General features: G+C 61.5%; 14 protein-coding genes and 1 pseudogene. 6 read left to right on the forward strand and 9 right to left on the reverse strand.

The genetic code is table 11. The features are described 5' to 3' along the window. Positions 1-237: 237 nt before the first annotated feature. From DSC_RS01365 to DSC_RS15615, 6 genes are all read left to right on the forward strand, one after another. Positions 238-1434 (forward strand): cystathionine gamma-synthase, encoded by a 1197-nt coding sequence (locus DSC_RS01365; protein WP_014159315.1) that lies wholly within the window; start codon positions 238-240, stop codon positions 1432-1434. Between the two features lie 41 nt (positions 1435-1475). Next, entirely contained in the window at positions 1476-2282 is an 807-nt protein-coding gene (locus DSC_RS01370) for an ABC transporter permease (RefSeq protein ID WP_014159316.1), read from the forward strand. Beyond that, a complete protein-coding gene (locus tag DSC_RS01375) occupies positions 2272-3678 on the forward strand; it encodes an ABC transporter ATP-binding protein (RefSeq protein ID WP_014159317.1) in 1407 nt (468 codons plus the stop codon). The genes DSC_RS01370 and DSC_RS01375 overlap by 11 nt, the downstream gene beginning before the upstream one ends. After that, positions 3675-5861: a sulfotransferase gene (locus tag DSC_RS01380; RefSeq protein ID WP_148268069.1), complete on the forward strand. Its 2187-nt coding sequence runs from the start codon at positions 3675-3677 to the stop codon at positions 5859-5861. Before DSC_RS01375 ends, DSC_RS01380 begins: the two co-directional genes overlap by 4 nt. Further along, complete coding sequence (locus tag DSC_RS01385) at positions 5858-7405, forward strand: acyltransferase family protein (protein WP_083833428.1); 1548 nt, start codon at positions 5858-5860, stop codon at positions 7403-7405. Before DSC_RS01380 ends, DSC_RS01385 begins: the two co-directional genes overlap by 4 nt. Positions 7406-7479: 74 nt before the next feature. Beyond that, positions 7480-8292 (forward strand): phytanoyl-CoA dioxygenase family protein, encoded by an 813-nt coding sequence (locus tag DSC_RS15615; protein WP_014159320.1) that lies wholly within the window; start codon positions 7480-7482, stop codon positions 8290-8292. 104 nt (positions 8293-8396) lie between these two features. On the opposite strand, the gene DSC_RS01395 is transcribed toward DSC_RS15615, so the two are convergent. The 9 genes and pseudogenes from DSC_RS01395 to DSC_RS01430 all read right to left on the reverse strand — a co-directional run bounded on the left by DSC_RS01395 (position 8397) and on the right by DSC_RS01430 (position 17107). Next, complete coding sequence (locus DSC_RS01395; RefSeq protein ID WP_014159321.1) at positions 8397-8954, reverse strand: hypothetical protein; 558 nt, start codon at positions 8952-8954, stop codon at positions 8397-8399. Between the two features lie 115 nt (positions 8955-9069). Beyond that, the gene (locus DSC_RS01400) at positions 9070-10152 is read right to left on the reverse strand and encodes an NAD-dependent epimerase/dehydratase family protein (protein ID WP_043290309.1); all 1083 of its coding nucleotides are present in this window, start codon (positions 10150-10152) and stop codon (positions 9070-9072) included. Positions 10153-10186: 34 nt separating this feature from the next. Continuing rightward, complete coding sequence (locus DSC_RS01405) at positions 10187-12007, reverse strand: rhamnan synthesis F family protein (RefSeq protein ID WP_238527660.1); 1821 nt, start codon at positions 12005-12007, stop codon at positions 10187-10189. A gap of 105 nt (positions 12008-12112) precedes the next feature. After that, entirely contained in the window at positions 12113-14002 is a 1890-nt protein-coding gene (locus tag DSC_RS01410) for a rhamnan synthesis F family protein (protein ID WP_238527661.1), read from the reverse strand. Positions 14003-14198: 196 nt separating this feature from the next. Beyond that, positions 14199-14651: pseudogene (locus tag DSC_RS01415) on the reverse strand (electron transfer flavoprotein subunit alpha/FixB family protein); the annotation flags it as partial. A 337-nt stretch (positions 14652-14988) separates the two neighbouring features. Further along, positions 14989-15297 carry a hypothetical protein gene (locus DSC_RS16450; protein WP_148268070.1) on the reverse strand — a complete coding sequence of 103 codons (309 nt, stop codon included), beginning with the start codon at positions 15295-15297 and terminating at the stop codon, positions 14989-14991. Next, on the reverse strand, positions 15294-15503 hold the full coding sequence (locus tag DSC_RS01420; protein WP_014159326.1) for a DUF4143 domain-containing protein: 210 nt from the start codon (positions 15501-15503) through the stop codon (positions 15294-15296). Before DSC_RS01420 ends, DSC_RS16450 begins: the two co-directional genes overlap by 4 nt. Before the next feature lie 37 nt (positions 15504-15540). Then, positions 15541-15825: a type IV toxin-antitoxin system AbiEi family antitoxin domain-containing protein gene (locus DSC_RS01425; RefSeq protein WP_014159327.1), complete on the reverse strand. Its 285-nt coding sequence runs from the start codon at positions 15823-15825 to the stop codon at positions 15541-15543. 34 nt (positions 15826-15859) lie between these two features. Beyond that, on the reverse strand, positions 15860-17107 hold the full coding sequence (locus DSC_RS01430) for an ATP-binding protein (protein ID WP_043290314.1): 1248 nt from the start codon (positions 17105-17107) through the stop codon (positions 15860-15862). Positions 17108-17332: the final 225 nt, after the last annotated feature.

The following is a 17332-nucleotide window of genomic DNA, read 5'->3' on the forward strand; positions in this document are numbered from 1 at the left end:
TGTGGACGTGACGTCGCCGATCGATGCGGAGCTGCCGGTGTTCGACCGCGGCGGGGTGACGATCGTGATGGATCGCGGGCAGTTCCTGGAGCGGATGGAGACGTGCGCCCAGCGTATGCGGGTCACCGTCCCTGGAGCCGATGCAGGTCCACGCGGCCGAAGTCGGCATCACCGTCCTCACAGGTCCGTTCAGCCACCCCGCTGCTAGAATCCTCCCCCTCATTCCCGGAAGTCGTCATGTCGGACCCAAGCAATCGCAGCCAGGAAGGCGCGCGTCCCCTGGCGCTGGCGACGCTCGCCATCCATGGCGGGCAGTCCCCCGATCCGAGCACCGGGGCGGTGATGCCGCCCATCTATGCGACCTCGACCTACGCCCAGCGCAGTCCCGGTGAGCACACCGGCTTCGAATACAGCCGCACCCAGAACCCCACCCGTTTTGCCTACGAGCGTTGCGTAGCCGCGCTGGAAGGCGGCAGCCGCGCTTTCGCATTTGCCTCAGGCATGGCCGCCACCGCGACCGTGCTTGAGCTGCTGGACAGCGGCGATCACATCATCGCGATGGATGATCTTTACGGCGGCAGCTACCGATTGTTCGAGCGGGTGCGCAGGCGCAGCGCCGGGCTGGATTTCAGCTTCATCGACCTGACCGACCCGGGCGCGTTCGAAGCGGCGATCACGGCCAGGACGAAAATGGTCTGGATCGAGACCCCGACCAACCCGATGCTCAAGATCGTGGACATCGCCGCGATCGCCGCGATCGCGCGCAAGCACGGCCTGCCGGTGGTGGTGGACAACACCTTCGCCTCGCCGATGCTGCAGCGGCCGCTGTCGCTGGGCGCCGACATCGTGGTGCATTCGGCCACCAAGTACCTCAACGGCCACTCGGACATGGTCGGCGGCATCGCCGTGGTCGGCGCGGACACCGACCTGGCCGAACAGCTCGCCTTCCTGCAGAACTCCGCAGGGGCCGTCCAGGGCCCGTTCGACAGCTTCCTGGCCCTGCGCGGCCTCAAGACCCTGCACCTGCGCATGCAGGCCCATTGCGACAACGCGCTGGCGCTGGCGCAGTGGCTGGAAACCCAGCCGGCCGTGTCGAAAGTGATCTACCCCGGCCTGCCCTCGCACCCGCAGCATGCACTGGCTGCCAGGCAGATGACCGGCTTCGGCGGCATCATCTCCTTCGAACTCAAGGGCGGCGCAGCTGCCGCCAAGACCTTTTGCGAGGAAATCAAATTGTTCACCCTGGCCGAATCCCTGGGCGGCGTGGAAAGCCTGGTCAACGTGCCCGCGCTGATGACCCATGCCTCCATCCCCGCTGAACGCCGCGCGCGGCTTGGGATCAGCGATGGGCTGGTGCGGTTGAGTGTGGGGGTGGAGGCAGAGTCGGATTTGAAGGCAGACCTTGCCTTCGCCCTGTCTCATGACTTGGATTGATCTCCTCTAATGCGCCGTGTTAATACGGAGAATCTCCGTCAATGCTGAAATTGAATGGTCCGTTCATGGATCTAGCCCGCCATCGCTCCCTGGTCCACGAGCTGACCAAGCGCGAAATCGTAGGCAGGTATCGGGGTGCGAACTTCGGTCTGTTGTGGGCGTTGATAAGTCCATTCCTGATGCTCGCGGTATACACGCTCGCATTCGGCGGCATCCTCGGCAGCCACTGGCCGACTCAAGACGGGAAAATACATAGTTTCGCCCTGATTCTGTTCGTGGGCCTCATCATTCACGCTTTTCTGGCCGAGTGCATAAACCAGTCGCCACAATTGGTGGCGGGAAATCCGAGCTACGTGAAGAAGGTAGTATTTCCGCTGGAAATCCTACCTTGGCCGCTGGTCACGTCAGCGCTCTTTCACTTGGCAATGAACGTGGTCGCATATGCCGTGCTGGCTCTGGCCATGGATCAGTATCTTCCGTGGACCATCGTGCTGCTGCCGTTGGCGGTGCTGCCGCTGGTCATCCTCGGGCTGGGCGTTTCATGGGGACTGGCGGCGCTGGGCGTTTATTTCAGGGATATCACCCAGATCACCGGGGTCGCTTCCACTGCGCTACTATTTACCTCCACCGCGATCATCCCGGTCTCGGCCATTCCCGACAACATGCGCTGGCTGTTCATGGCCAACCCGCTGAGTTTCATCATCGACCAGGCGCGCAATGTGGCCGTGTGGGGGAAAATGCCCGACTGGCAGGGGCTGGCGATCTACGCATTGGTAGCTCTGCTGGTGAGCTATCTCGGCTATGGAGTCTTCAGGGCTACGCGCCGGGGGTTTGCCGATGTGCTCTGATGTTTCGATCGACGTTGAGCGCGTCGAGAAAGTCTTCCCGGTCTACAGCAAGCCGCACCACAGATTCTTCCAGATGCTTTCGCCGGCTTCGCGCAAGCAGCGCTGGTTCCACGAATTCCATGCGCTGAAGGGCGTCTCGTTCCAAGTCCTCCGCGGCGAGACGGTCGGGATCATTGGGCGGAACGGGTCCGGGAAATCGACGCTGTTGCAGATCATCTGCGGCACCCTGTCGGCCAGTTCTGGCAGCGTGCGCACACATGGGCGGATCGCCGCGTTGCTCGAACTCGGCGCGGGCTTCAACCCGGATTTCACCGGCCGCGAAAATGTGTACATGAACGGCACACTGCTCGGGCTGTCGCGTGAAGAAGTCGACGCGCGCTTCGAGCGGATAGTTCAATTCGCCGACATCGGCGAGTTCATCGAGCAGCCTGTGAAAAGTTATTCAAGCGGCATGTTCGTGCGGCTTGCCTTCGCTGTGGCAATCCACGTAGAGCCCGACATTCTGATCGTCGACGAGGCGCTGTCGGTGGGCGACGAGGCCTTTCAGCGCAAATGCTACGCGCGCATCGAAAAGATCCGCGAAGAAGGCGCAACGATTATTTTCGTCTCGCATGCGGCCAGCACTATCCTGGAGCTCTGCAACCGCGCCATCCTGCTGGACCGAGGCGATATGTTGGCGATTGGCGAGCCGAAGGCGGTGGTCGCCTGCTACCAGAAGCTGCTCTACGCGCCGGCTGATCGAGCACAGGCGCTGCGCGATGGCTACCTGGCCGTCCTGCACAGCAAAGAGGCGAATGATGGCGCTGATCCTGCGCGCGAGGCTGAAGTAGGACCGGACGCAGGCCTGGACGCCTTCGAGCCGAGGCCCGTGGACGCGGCCAAGGATGAGGCGTATTTCGATCCCGGTCTGATCTCCCAGAGCGCCATCAGGTACGAGAGCCATGGCGCGGTGATCGACGACCCGCACATCGAGACGCTAGCGGGGCAGCGGGTCAACGTGCTGGTGCCGGGAAACGAATACATCTACACGTACCGTGTGGACTTCGAGCGAGCCGCCACCGGGGTCCGCTTCGGAATGCTGATCAAGGCACTCACCGGCGTGGAGCTGGGCGGGGCAGTGTCTTCCAACGCGCATGATTCGCTTCCACTGGTGGAGTCGGATAGGCAGGCGACGGTGCGTTTCAGGTTCCGCGCAATGGTGGCGCCGGGCATGTACTTCATGAATGCAGGGGTGATCGGCCGCGTCGGCGAGGAAGAGCTGTTCCTAGATCGGTTGGTCGATGTGATCGCGTTTCGGATACCGCCGGATCCAGGTCGAATCGCCACTGGCTTCGTCGACTTTTCCGTTGGGGTGCAGATCGAGATGGATCTCGAACAAGCGAGGGTCGCGCGTTGAACACCAACACATCCGGTTCTCGCGGTACCGTAGTGCTGGTGCTGGGCATGCATCGCAGTGGAACCTCGGCCATCACTCGGGTCCTCAACTTGCTCGGCGTGCCCCTAGGCGACGACCTGCTGCAGGCTGCGGAGGACAACAGCAAAGGCTTCTGGGAGCACAACCAGGCCGTGGCTATCAACGAGAAGCTGTTTGCCGCGCTGGATCGCCATTGGCATGACATAAGAGAGATGCCCGACGGCTGGATGGAACATCCTGCCGCGCTGGAGGCGCGCGAAGAGATCGCTGCCCTCGTGCGCACCGAGCTCGGCGCGAATCGGCTATGGGCGGTGAAGGATCCAAGGATCTGTCGCTTGGCACCGTTGTGGCTTTCGGTGGTGGCGCAGGAGGGGGCAGAGGCCAAGGCGATCGTCGTGGCGCGTGATCCGCGCGAGGTCGCGCTCTCACTGCAAAAGCGTGATGGCTGGACTCTGGCGCATTCCTACCTGATGTGGACGCAACATCTTGTGGAGGCGTTTGAAGCCACGGCCGGCGTCGCGCGCGCCATGGTGACCTATGATGGATTATTGGACGACTGGCGCGGCAATGTGCAGCGGATCGGTTCGGAGTTGGGCTTGGATTGGCCCGTGGCTGCAGACCAGGCCAGCGCCAGCATCGATGCTTTCATCACTCCGAGTGACCATCACCACAAGGTCGGGGCGGGCCACCTGCCTGTGCCGATCAAGGCGGCGCCCTTGCCGCCACTGCTGGAGGCGTTGCATGCGCGTGCGTCTTCGGTGGCCGCCGGGCAGCTAGGTTGGTCGGCATTGGAGGAATTGCGCGGAGTCTACCGCGAGGCGGCATCCATTTTTTCCAGGCCGGTGGCGGAGCTGGTGGCCGAGCGCAATGAGCTGGAGCGACTCGCGCTGGAGCGCATGGACCACATCAATGGTCTGGTCATCGCCAAGGAAATCATCGAACAGCGCGAGGCGGAGACGGGCGCGCAGCTGACTCAGGTCCGCAGCATGTTGCATGCGAAGGAGATAGACATCACAGGGCTTCATGTGCGTGTGGAGGAACAAGCCGCCAGGATCCAAGGACTCGCCCTGGACCAGCGTGAACTTGCGACCTTGCGCGGCGCGCTGGACCACGAGCGTGAATATATCGACCGTGCGTTTCAGATGGCGGATCGCATCGAGGCAGACTTGCGCGCCCAGGTGCAGGTGCTGGAGGGCCGTCTGCTGCACGAGCAGGAAGTGCATGCGGCCGCATATGCCCGTCTGGCGGAAGCCGGCGTGCAACTCGAGGCCAAGATTCTGGATCGGCAGGCCGAGGTGCAACATCTGAGAGAGCAGATGGACAGACGCGCTGCGGAAATGAGTACGCTGGAACGTCAGTTGGTGGAAAAGGACGCAAAGTTGCTGGAGGCAAGCGCATCCTATTCCACCCACGTGGAGCGTAGCGCCATCGAGCTGTCCGCCGCTGAAGAGCGGAACAAGGAGTTGGCATCCGAAATGAGTACGCTGGAACGTCAGTTGGTGGAAAAGGACGCAAAGTTGCTGGAGGCAAGCGCAGCCTATTCCGCCCACGTGGAGCGTAGCGCCATCGAGCTGTCCGCCGCTGAAGAGCGGAACAAGGAGTTGGCATCCGAAATGAGTACGCTGGAACGTCAGTTGGTGGAAAAGGACGCAAAGTTGCTGGAGGCAAGCGCATCCTATTCCGCCCACGTGGAGCGTAGCGCCATCGAGCTGTCCGCCGCTGAAGAGCGGAACAAGGAGTTGACATCCGAAATGAGTACGCTGGAACGTCAGTTGGTGGAAAAGGACGCAAAGTTGCTGGAGGCAAGCGCAGCCTATTCCGCCCACGTGGAGCGTAGCGCCATCGAGCTGTCCGCCGCTGAAGAGCGGAACAAGGAGTTGGCATCCGAAATGAGTACGCTGGAACGTCAGTTGGTGGAAAAGGACGCAAAGTTGCTGGAGGCAAGCGCAGCCTATTCCGCCCACGTGGAGCGTAGCGCCATCGAGCTGTCCGCCGCTGAAGAGCGGAACAAGGAGTTGACATCCGAGAGGAACGCGTTGGCGCGGCAGGTCGAAGCATTTGAGGGTCGACTTGCCCGCGCGAACGATCAGGTATCCCGCACCCGTTGGCTCTTGGGGCGTGCGTGGAGAAGTCTAATTGGGGTTAGGTCAGGGGAAGAACTGTGATTGCAGTAGTTGATGAGCGTTCCGCTGAAGAGGGCAAACAGATCAAGCGTGGCAATGTCATCTATTCACTGCAGTACCTTCGAGCCCTAGCGGCTTTCGGTGTCGTACTTTGCCACGCCTCCTACTACGTCAAGGTTTTGCGTGGCGACGGTAGAATGTGGGAAATCTTTGACCGTGCCGGTGGATTGGGCGTGGGATTGTTCTTCGCGATCTCCGGATACCTGATGGCACAGCTGGCGCAAAACACGCCGCCGATGCGTTTCCTCGTGCATCGCATCGTGCGTATCTACCCGATTTACTGGATATGCGTCCTGACGGTGGTGTTTTTGGGGATTCCGTTCGGAGCATATACTTGGCCCAATACGGGCTCGTTGCTATTGGTGCCCGGGCTGACCCAGGCCTACACGCTCGGCGTAGAATGGACTCTTCCATTCGAGCTAGCGTTCTACCTGATTATCTTCCTGATAATGGTTGCTGGCTTGGTGCGGTACATCCCGATCATTGCGGTGATCTGGGTTCTGCTGATCCAATTGTTCCTGGTGATCAGGCCGGATTTGCAGCAAGGCCAATTCCCGGGTCTGCTGCACCTGCCGCTGTCTGCGTTCAGTCTGCCGTTTACCATGGGGCTGCTGGTGCCGTTCCTGGTGAGTCACAAAATGGTTGGGTCCGCGACGCCCTTGATTGCTTTCGGTTTCCTGGTTTCGGCGGAATCGATGGTGACGATCAGCCGTGGGATGTTCTATGGCTTCTCGGCGGTAGGCTGCACGTTGCTTGTGGCGTGGGCCGTGCGACCCACAAGGCAGTCCAAAGAGCCCAATCCCTCGCTGTTGGCACTCGGGGACTGGAGTTACGCCCTTTACTTATGTCACGTGCCGGTAATCATCGCTCTCTGTAAACTCATGCCGGCGAGTGTGGCAAGTATGCAGTTGTGGTTCGCTGCGGTTGGCGCGCCCATCGTAGTCGCTGTTTTTGTCGGAAAGTTGGATATATCGCTTTACAGAGGGCTCAAGCGTCGCCTGGACGGATCGTCCAAGCGCGTCACGAATCTGATCTGCGGGATCTTCCTGATTACGATATTCTCATTCAGTTCGGTGACCTATTACCACTCGTTCAAGAATGTTTGGATCGCCAGAGGCATCGATCCGATCGGAAGGCAGCTGGAGTCTTCGCTTGCTGCCGGGGGCGCCCAGATGAATCTGCGTCTCGCCGCAGAGAGCTCGGGCTTGCATTACGATTCCAAGCTGGAAGGTCACTTTGACGGCGTCTACCGGTTGCCGGAGGAAGTCCGAGTACACGGATGGGCCGCCGACTCAGCCAGCAGGCGGATAAACGTGCTGATCTTCCATTGTGGAAATTATCTCGGGGTTGCTCCCCGCGACAGTGCCAGGCCCGATGTGGCAAAGTCGCTCGGCATTGGGGATGCCAATTCGGGGTTCACCCATAATCTGCGCATGCGCGGAGGGAGTTGCAGTTCGAACCAGGTTGATGCATTGATTCTTGGGCCGACTTCAGAATTCGCTATATTCTCATCGCGGTTCAATTAGTTAATAATGCGTCTGGGTAGCATAAGCTCACGGCGCAAAACGAGTAGTCATTCATGACATCCGGGAGCATTGTTGTGGAAATAGATCTTCAGAAATGGAAGCGCGACGGTTTTTACGTCCTTCCGTCGTTCTACAGCCACGCCGAGATCGACGAAGTTGTCGCGGCGCAGGACCGCACGTGGAATGAATCGCACCCACGCATTGTGGTTGACGACAATAGGACCGGCGAGCGCAACTATCTGTCCGACGTGGACAAGGCCCAAAGCAACAACTGGTACAAGGTCAACGACCTGTACCTGGAACTCCCGGTGGTGCGCCACATCGGCTTGAACTCCCGGATCAGCCCGATCCTGGAGAAGCTGCTTGGCGACGTGCCGGTGATGTGCAATTCACTCAGTTTCGAGCGCGGCAGCGGCCAGCCCGATCACATCGATGCGCTATACATGACGCCGCAGACCCAGGGCCATCTGATCGCGATCTGGGTGGCGCTGGAAGACTGCCACGCCGATGCCGGCCCGCTGCGCTACTGGCCCGGCAGCAATGCGATCCCGCCGTACCAGTTCTCCAATGGCTCCAACCATGTCGTGGACGAAGAGATGCCGGAGTGGAACCGTTACATGGCCGAACAAACATCCGAACGGAAACTTAGCCCTGTGACGTTCGCAGCCAGGAAGGGCGACGTCTTCATCTGGAGCGCCTACCTGTTCCACGGCGGTTCGGCGATCAAGGACCCGGCGCGCACGCGCAAGAGCATCGTCTTCCATTATTACAGCCAGTACGACTGTGAAAGGAACGGTTGGCCAACGCGCCGGGAAGGCGGAGCCGGGTGGCTCTACCGGCAGCACGCGACGGTCAATGGCGTGGCTGGCGCATTCCCGCCGGAGTGACCGCGGGAAGTTAAATGGCGCTGGTACAGGCATAAAAAAAGCACCGCCAACCAGCGGTGCTTTTTTATTTTCACGAGAGCGGCGGGCCCGGCAACGGCCTGCCCTCATTGCACGGTGAGCGAATACTTGAGGTCGCAGGCGGTCTGTGGATTGGCCGGGTCGGTGATGTATGCCGCATAGGTGCCGGCAGCGACATTCGCCAGCGAGAAATCCAGGGTGAAGCCTGAGTTCCCGAGGCCCGGGCTGTTAAGCGAGGTGGCCACGTCGGGGCGCGCGACGCCGATGTTGATGGGGGCCGAGTACGACTGAGCACCCTTCAGCACCAGATGAAAACCCGTGGCGACCTGGCCAGCACCGTTGCCCGCCCAGCCGCCGACAGCGGCGGAGGAACCGGTGGGCAATGCCAATCCGCTGGTAGGCGCCTCGCCATTGAAGGTGTCCAGCGCACATTCCTTGTTCGTGGTCTCGGCCGGGAGGGGGCTGGCGTCGAAGGCGTTGAAGCTGGTCAGGGCAGTCGTCGCCGGGGCCTCGGCGGGGGCCGGGGGTGGTGCTTCCTGCGTCTGTTCAGCCGGCTTTTGGTCGCAAGCGACCAGTGACAGCGTCAGGGTCAGCGCCAAGACGGCCCGCGGCGGACGGGAAAGAAGATTTTCAATACGGTTCATGGTCGTGGGTTCCTGTTTTTCGAATGCTGACGAGAGGGTGCAACGGGTTCTAGTCCCGATTGATCCGGCGCGCGCTAGTCAGCTTGTGTGGTGCGCGCGTCGGGCGGAAGCGGTCCTACCCGCAGAGCGGTGGCAGTTCCTGTGTGTCGATCCATTCGCACAGGGTCCGGACGCCTCGCTGCACAGGCCACTGCGGCGACCAGCCCAGTTCACGAGTCGTGCGCGCGATGTCGCACGAGGCCGCGCGCACGTCGCCGTTACGGAAGGCGCCATTGACCACCGGCTTGGGTGCGCCATAAATGCCAGCGATGACGTCGCCCAGTTCGCGGATGCTGGTGGCTTCGCCCGAGCCGATGTCGTAGGCCGTAGATGTGGGTACCGATTCGGTCGCCACGGCGATGACGGCACGGGCGGCGTCTTCGATAAAAACGAAATCGCGGATGATCTCGCCGTCCTCATACAGCGGGATGGTCCTGCCCGCCTTTGCCATCCGTGCGAACAGAGAGACGATGCCGGTGTACGGGTTGCTCAGCGACTGACCGGGGCCGTACACGTTCTGCAGGCGGACCAATCCCACCTCGACGCCGAAAGACAGCGCCCAAGCCTTGAGGATCATTTCCTGGGCCAGCTTGGTGGCGCCATAGATGCTGGTCGGGCGCGGCTCGGTACGGGTGGCTTCGAACGGAAGGCAGCGCAGGCCCGGGAAGTCCCAGGTGCCAGATTCGAGCATGGCGCGCGAGCGCTGACCGGGGTAGCTGACGCTGCCGTCCGACGCCTCCCAGGCGCCTTCGCCATACACGGCGCGGCTGGACGTGAGCACGATTCGCGAAGGGATGCGGGAGTGCCGCACCAGTGCGTCGAGCATCTGGGTGGTGCCGACCACGTTCACATGCGCGTGCCGCGTGCCTTCCGTGAGCGACTGCCCGGTACCAGTTTCGGCGGCCAGGTGCACGACCACGGCCGGGGAAACGTTGGCCAGCAAGGTGTCCCATACGGCCGGATCGGCCACGTCGCCAACCACCAGCTCTACCGCCGGGTCCAGCGCCGCTGGGCGCGTCCGGGACGGGTGCACCTGCGGGTGAAGGTTGTCCAACGCCAGCACGCGATCAAACTTACGTGCCAGTTCGTTGGAAATGGCGCAGCCAATGAATCCAGCGCCGCCGGTGACAAGGCATGTTCTCGACACTTTGCTCTCCATGGTATTTGCCTGTTCGATGCGGGCTATTCGCGCGTCAGACGATAGGATTCTTGCCGAGTCGGCCGAAGCGATAAGCTAGCGAGCGCCGGCAGGCCTGCAGGAAGTCACGCCAAGCTTGCGGCATCATAGGGGCTGTTCTGGCCCCCAGGGGCATGTCGCGACTGCGATAGTTGGCCATCTTCCAGTGGTGCAGGAAGTCCGCTTGGGCGGAGAAGTTGGCGTTCGGCAGGACCGACGTCAGCTTTTGGAGCTTGTACTCCAACACGCCGAAGTTCCATTCGGCCAGCCGCCGGCAGAGGATCTGCTGAGTCGTGTATCCGGCGTCCTGTGCCACGTAGGAGACCAAGCGCTCTATCGCATGGCCCAGTGTGCCGTCCAGCGGGTAGGGCTCGGCTTCGAAATCCTCCCATACCCACTCGTGGGCAAAAAGCTTGCGCAGGGCGTTCGGGCGGAACCAGAACATGCTGCCGAAGGCGCCGACCGGCGTGTAAGGGTCGAACTGGGCCTGGATGCCGATTCGCTCGGCCACCTCGACCGTGCGCTGGCGGTTTGCGCCCCAAGCATGTCCAAGCGTGCCGTAAGACATCTGGATGATGGACGGCACCGCCACGCCCATCCACGGGCTGTCTCGGAACATGTCCAGCACGTTGGCAGTGTAGCCGGGGCTGTTGAGCAGGTTCTGGAACATATGCCGCTTGAAGACATTGCTGCGCCCCGTATGTAGGTGCGGGGTCTTCTTACTATGCAGGCGACAGACCAGGTCGTAATGGTCTTCGAGAAACAGGTCGCGACAGCTGATCAGCAGCGCGGACATGTCGCGGCCGCGGTTGCGTTCGACCACGCGCACGATCGTGCGGCGGACGTTGCTCCGACGGCCGGCCGCCACCTCGATGAGTTTCTTCTTCTCCTCGGTCTCGGTAGTGGCGATGAAGTCATACTGACAAGGAATGTTCTCACCCAGGTCTAGAAGCTCATCGACCATATCTGGATAGAAGACATGCGCGCAGACCGCGATCCTGCCCCAATTCTTCGGGCCATCCGCATTGATGCGTGTATCCGGGAAGACACTGGTCAATGCAGCGTTGGTGGTGAGTGCGCGCAGGGGGGCGGCGCGCACCGCATTGCGCCAGATTAGCTCCATGTCGTAGTCAGAGGTGTTCTTGACGATGTCCAGCGCGCGCGGGACGTCGACCGAGTACTCCTCCAGGTGCGAGGGCTCCTGAAACAGCAGGCGCCGTTTCAGCAGCGGGTTGCGGTCGGTCAAGGTCTCGTCGGCGTCCAGCAGTGCCGGATAGTGGGTGCCGTACCGCGCCGCGTCCAGGTAGCATTCGCAGACGAAACCCAAGCGCCGGAAGTGGTCGGTGAACACCGACTCGTGCTCCAGGATGGCGGCCTCATAGGTGGCCTTGCCTTGAATGGCCTTCCAGTAGCGCCGGAACGCGCCGGCGCGCAGCATGCGCGAGCGGATTGCGATGAAATTCGAGTTCAGGTGATACGCCAAGGTGCCCTTGCCGGTGAGCGGGTTCGGGGTGATTTCCTTATGCGCAGTGACGCCCCAGAAGTCGCAATCGCGTTTTTCCATCTCTCCGAACAGTTCATCGAACGGGAAGATCGGGCCATAGCAGGTATGGTTGACCAGCAATACTTCGTCATAGCCGCGACCCAAGCGCGCCCGCGCGAGGCCTTCCTTGTACGCGAGCACGTCGAAGCCAGTGTTGGGGCGTACTACAATCTCGGAAACCACACCTGCCAGACGCGCTGCCGATTCCTCTGGGAGATCCCCGTTAGTGACGAACAGAATTTTGTCGGTGAAGCGACTGAGTTTCTCCAGGAAATGGATGACATAGTCGTCCACGATTCCATGCGGGTCGTAGAAGGAAAAAATACAGAGGCGTCGCATTTGGAGTTGGCTTCCCTTGATCGTCCCGGCAAGTTGTCTTACGCTCGGAAAAGCCACCTGCTAGCCTATATTGCGACGCAACGATAGCAGCAGCTTGAGTGCCCACGGATACCGGTGGGCGATAGATCGCTTGGCGGACAATATCAGCACTTCCAGCGACTGCGACACGGTCGGAGGCGGGGGCGCCGGCGGCAGAATGCCCATCTCGATCACCGCATGCTCGGCGGGAGCAGGATGGGGCGAATCGATCCGGTAGCCGGTGCGCCGCCAGTGATCGAGGAAGTTGTACTGGCCGGTGAAGTCGGCGTTTGGCAGGGCCGCCGAGATCTTCTGCAGCTTGTACTCGAGCATGCCGAAGTTCCAGCCGGCTAGTCTCGAATTGATGATCTGTTGCGTGGTGTAGCCCGCATCTTGGGCCACGTAGCAGATCAGGCGTTCGAGCACGTGTGCCAAGCCGCCGTCCACGTGGTGGGGTTCAGGATTGAAGTCTTCCCAACTCCAGGGGTGGGAAAACAACTTGCGCAAAGCGCGCGGACGAAACCAGAACATGGTGCCAAAGGCGCCGACTGGGGTGTCCGTATCGAAGTTGATATTGAGGTCCAGGCCAATCTTGAAGAGCTCGGCTTTCTCGCGGTTTGCAAACCATACGTGGCCCATCGTCGGATAGCCGATGTGCACGAGAGGCGGCACCCCGACACCAATCCACGGATTGTCATGGAACATGTCTAGGACATTGGTGGTGTAGCCGCGGCTGTTGAGCAGGTTCTCAAACATGTGCCGCTTGAACATGTTGGCGCGGCCGGCCGCTACCTGCGGCGACTTCTTGGTATGGAGACGGCAGACAAGGTCGTAGCGATCGTCCATGAAGAGGTCGCGGCAGGTGATGAACAGCGAGGACATGTCACGGCCCCGGTTCTTTTCGACGACGCGGACGATGACCTTGCCCACGTTCTTTCTGCCTGCGATGGCCTTTTCTATGAACGCCTTCTTTTCTTCGGTTTCCGTGGTGGCGATGAAGTCGTATTCAACTGGAATGGTATCGGCCAGCTGGAGAAGTTCTTCCAGCATGTCTGTGTAGTACACATGCGCGCACACAGCGACGCGGCCGTAATCCGGCAGTGTCGCATCCTGCTTCATGCGGACGTCCGGCAGGATGCTGGTCAGCGACGCATTGGTGTTGAGGTTCCTTAGCTCGGCGGAACGGACGACATTGCGCCAGATCATCGATTCGTCGTAATCCGACGTGCGCCTCATCACGTCGATGGCCCGCGGCAGGTCCGCCGCGTAATGCTCGAGGAAACGGGGGTCGTGAAAAAAGGCGCGCCGCTTCAGCAGCGGATTCCGGTCAACCATGGTTTCATCAATGTCCAGGATCGCCGGATAATGCGTGCCGTACTTGCGGCAGTCCAGGTACGTGTCGCTGACGTAACCAAGTTCGGTGAAGTGATCGGTAAAACGAGTTTCGTGCTCCTGGATCGCGGCCTCATAGGTATCCGCGCCCTTGATCGCACCCCAGTACTTCCGGAACGGCGGGGACCTGAGCAACGGCGCACGCACGGCCAGGAAGTTCGTGTTGATGTGATATGGAAGCCGGCCGGTGCCGGTGAACGGGTTGGGCGTCATTTCCATGTGGGCGGTGACGCCCCAGAAGTCGCACTGTCGCGATTCCATTTCGGAGAAAAGCTCCTCAAACGGATAGATGGGGCCGTAGCAGGTGTGGTTCACCATCAGGACTTCGTCGAATTTGCATTCGCGATCGAAATCGATCTTTTCCAGCCCTTCCTTGTACGGAAGGACGTCAAAGCCGACATTCGGGCGGATGATTATCTCTGACACGAAACCGGAAAGAGCCTTCTCAGAGTCGGGGTGGAGCGGGCCGTTCGAATAGAACAGAATTTGTTCTACATGGTTACCGAGTTCTTTCAGGAAGTAGACGACATAGTCGTCCACCACACCCTTCGGGTCGTAGAACGAGAAAATGCATACCCGCCGGGTCCGAAGATTATTAGAAGACATCATTTGCTTTGTTATGTCCTGCTGCTGGTGATGCTAGCCACCTATCCGTGCGCGCGCCCGTTGCTTCCCAATGCGCTCAACGAGGCGCCTCTTTTATCTCCGGGTGTCGCGAGAACGTATCCGGAGCCCCTTATTTAAGCGCTTGTTCCAATTCTGACAACAGTGCAAACACATCCCCCACCAGCCCAACATCGGCAATCTCGAAGATCGGCGCGTCGGGGTCCTTGTTGATTGCCACGATGGTGCCTGCGTCCTTGATCCCGGTCAAATGCTGGATGGCGCCGGAGATGCCGATGGCCAGGTACAGCTCGGGGGCGATGATCTTGCCGGTCTGGCCGACCTGCAGTTCGTTGGGGACGTAGCCGGCGTCCACCGCCGCGCGCGAGACGCCGCGCGCGGCGCCGAGCTTGTCGGCCAGTTTGTAGATGATCTCGAAGTTCTCCTTCGAACCCACCCCGCGGCCGCCGGACGCCACCTTGCTGGCGCTCTGCAGGTCGGGGCGGTCGCTGCTGCCCTGTTTCAGCTCGACGAAGCGGGTGTGCGAGGCCAGGGTCATGTCGCTGCTCGGCGCCTCGATCGCGGCGCCGCGATCGAGGCCGCGGTTCGACGTGACGTGCCGTGCATTCTGGCACTGTTCGGCGATGGTCAGACTCTTGCTCACTGCACTGCTCCGTTTTACCGACCCCTCTCGCGAGAAGGGCGACGTTTACCAACTGCCAGTGGGGGGGATTATGTCATCTCGAACGTGCTCGCGGGGCGGCGTGGGCCGGGAAGGATATCGACGTTCCATGGACGTCGACGGCGAAATGGTGACCCTGAGGCTTGCATGAGACGATGAAAGGCCACTGCCATACCAAAGATGCCGTGAAGCGGGTTCGGCACGTAGAGGTTGGGCAACAGACGAATGGCACTTGAGCCCGTCATCCTCGCGAAAGCGAGGATCCGGTGCCTCTGGTAGCTCGCGAAAGGCCGAAGTCACTGGATTCCTGCTTTCGCAGGAATGACGAAATACATGACTTTGCGCTTGTGCAAGTGCCATTCGGGCAAGAGGGCACCTCGTACATGCCGCACAGCCGCGCCAGGGGCACGGCCAGGCAATGATCGACGTCGCGCTTGATGGTGCTGCCGCCTGCGTGCAGCACGCCGCCCTTGAAGGCATCGCCGCACTGCTCGGCCAGCCGGCGCAGGCCGCGGCTATCGGCGGGCGCGACGGTGGCAGTCGCCTTCACTTCCACGCCCCAGATATCGCGCCCCGGGTGACGACCAGGCCCACTTCCACCCGATCCTTGGCGCGGCAATGCCGGAAATTGAGCTCCGGCGCAGTCCAGCCCGCTTGCGCGCGCAGCTGCTGAACCACGAAGGATTCCAGCAGATGTCCGAAGCGTTCGCGTCGGGCAATCGCATCCTCGGCCGTGAGGCCGGAAAGGGTGGCCACAGGCCGCTTTCCACCAGGTGCACCTTGGGCGTCTTGATCAGGCGCTTGGCGCGGCACCGGACCTGCGCACCACCCGCAGCGCGGGGCTTCCCAGTCGCGGTGCCGGAATGGTCTGCGGGATCGCCAGCCATACCTCGAGCGGTGCCTGGGCGCCGATCCCGTGCAGGCACAGCGCCGACAGCAGGCACACCACCCCGCGTGGTACGCGAAGCGCCACCTCGGCCAGCGAACGCTGCGCGCTTATCGCCCGCTGCGGCAGGCTGTACACCCCGCGTGTCACCCGTTGCAGCTTGCGCGCCGCCACCAGCCGGCTCATCGCCATCGTCGGCAGCCCTCGCTACGCAACAGATAGTCCATCATTTGTTCTTCCAGAGCGCACGCAACGGCACCGCAAACAGGCCATCGCCAAAGCTGGCGCAGGTTTCTCCGTCGTACAGCACCACGCCAGCGGCGAAGCGCTTGCCTGCCGCGTCGCGCAGCTTGCGCAGGCCGCGGAAGTCGCTGGCTGTGACTGTTGCCGAGGCCTTGACTTCCACGCCGGCCACGGCGCGCGCGCCTTGTTCGATGACGATGTCCACTTCGGCCATGTCCTTGTCGCGGTAGTGGTAAAAAGCGAGCGAGGGATCATGCCAACTGGCCTGGCAGCGCAGTTCCTGGTACACGAAGGTTTCCAGCAAATGCCCCAGCAAGGAGCGATCGGCCGCCAGTGCGGTGGCATCGACGCCCAGCAATGCGCAGGCCAGTCCGGTATCGCCCATGTGCAGTTTGGGTGTTTTCACCAGACGGCTGACCCGGTTGCTGTGCCATGGCGGCAGACGCTCAAGCAAGAACACTCGCTCCAGCAGCGTGACGTAATCACCGATGGTGGGGCGGCTGAGCTGGAACGGAGCAGCCAGGTCGCTCAGGTTGAACAATTGCGCCGTTTGCGCTGCAGCCAACGCCAGCAGGCCTGGCAGCGCTTCCAGCGCGCTGATGCGGGCCAGGTCGCGCACGTCGCGTTGCACGATGGCTTCGAGGTAGTCGCGGTACCAGGCGGCGCGTCGGCGCCCTTGCGGTCGCGCCAACGCGGCGGGATAGCCGCCGGCCGCGATCCGTGCGGCGAGTTCATCAGCCAGACGTGGGTAAGTGCGGGTCTTGAAGCCGGCGGCGAACAAGGTGTCGAGGAATCGCGATGGCTGACGATCCAGCTCGCATTGTGCCAGTGGATGCAGGCGCAGGATGGCCATACGGCCAGCCAGCGAATCGGCCAGCTTGGGAAGCAGCAAGACGTTGGCCGACCCGGTCAGCAGGAAGCGCCCGGGCGTGCGGGCGCGGTCCACCGCCACCTTCAACGCGGCAAACAGCGCCGGCACGCGCTGCACCTCGTCCATGATCACGCGTGACGGAAGATCGCCCACAAACCCTGCCGGATCCGCCTCAGCGGCGGCGCGGGCTACATCGTCATCGAAGCTGATGTACGCATAACCCATGGGATTGCCAACCACCTGTGCCAGCGTGGTCTTGCCGCACTGTCGCGGCCCATGGATCAGCACGACCGGGGAGTCGGCCAAGGTCTCGACGAGAACCGGCTGGGCAAGCCGCGGGTAGAGAGCAGACTCAGGCATCGGCCCACTGCAAGTTTCTGTGTAGGCTGATTGCAACCTTCATGGTCGGCTGATTGCAACCTTTTAGTTCGGCTGATTGCAAGGATAGCATGCGGGCGACTGCCATCCGCCACATCACCTGCGACCAGCATCGTGCAGGATTCCGATCCAACTGGCCGCGCAGGTTTTCGCCTGGCTCACCGTGCTTTGCTGTGGGGGGCGGCTTCAGTCACGATGCTTTCTCGC

Origin of the sequence: Pseudoxanthomonas spadix BD-a59, assembly GCF_000233915.3 — a bacterium.
Lineage (GTDB): Bacteria > Pseudomonadota > Gammaproteobacteria > Xanthomonadales > Xanthomonadaceae > Pseudoxanthomonas_A > Pseudoxanthomonas_A spadix.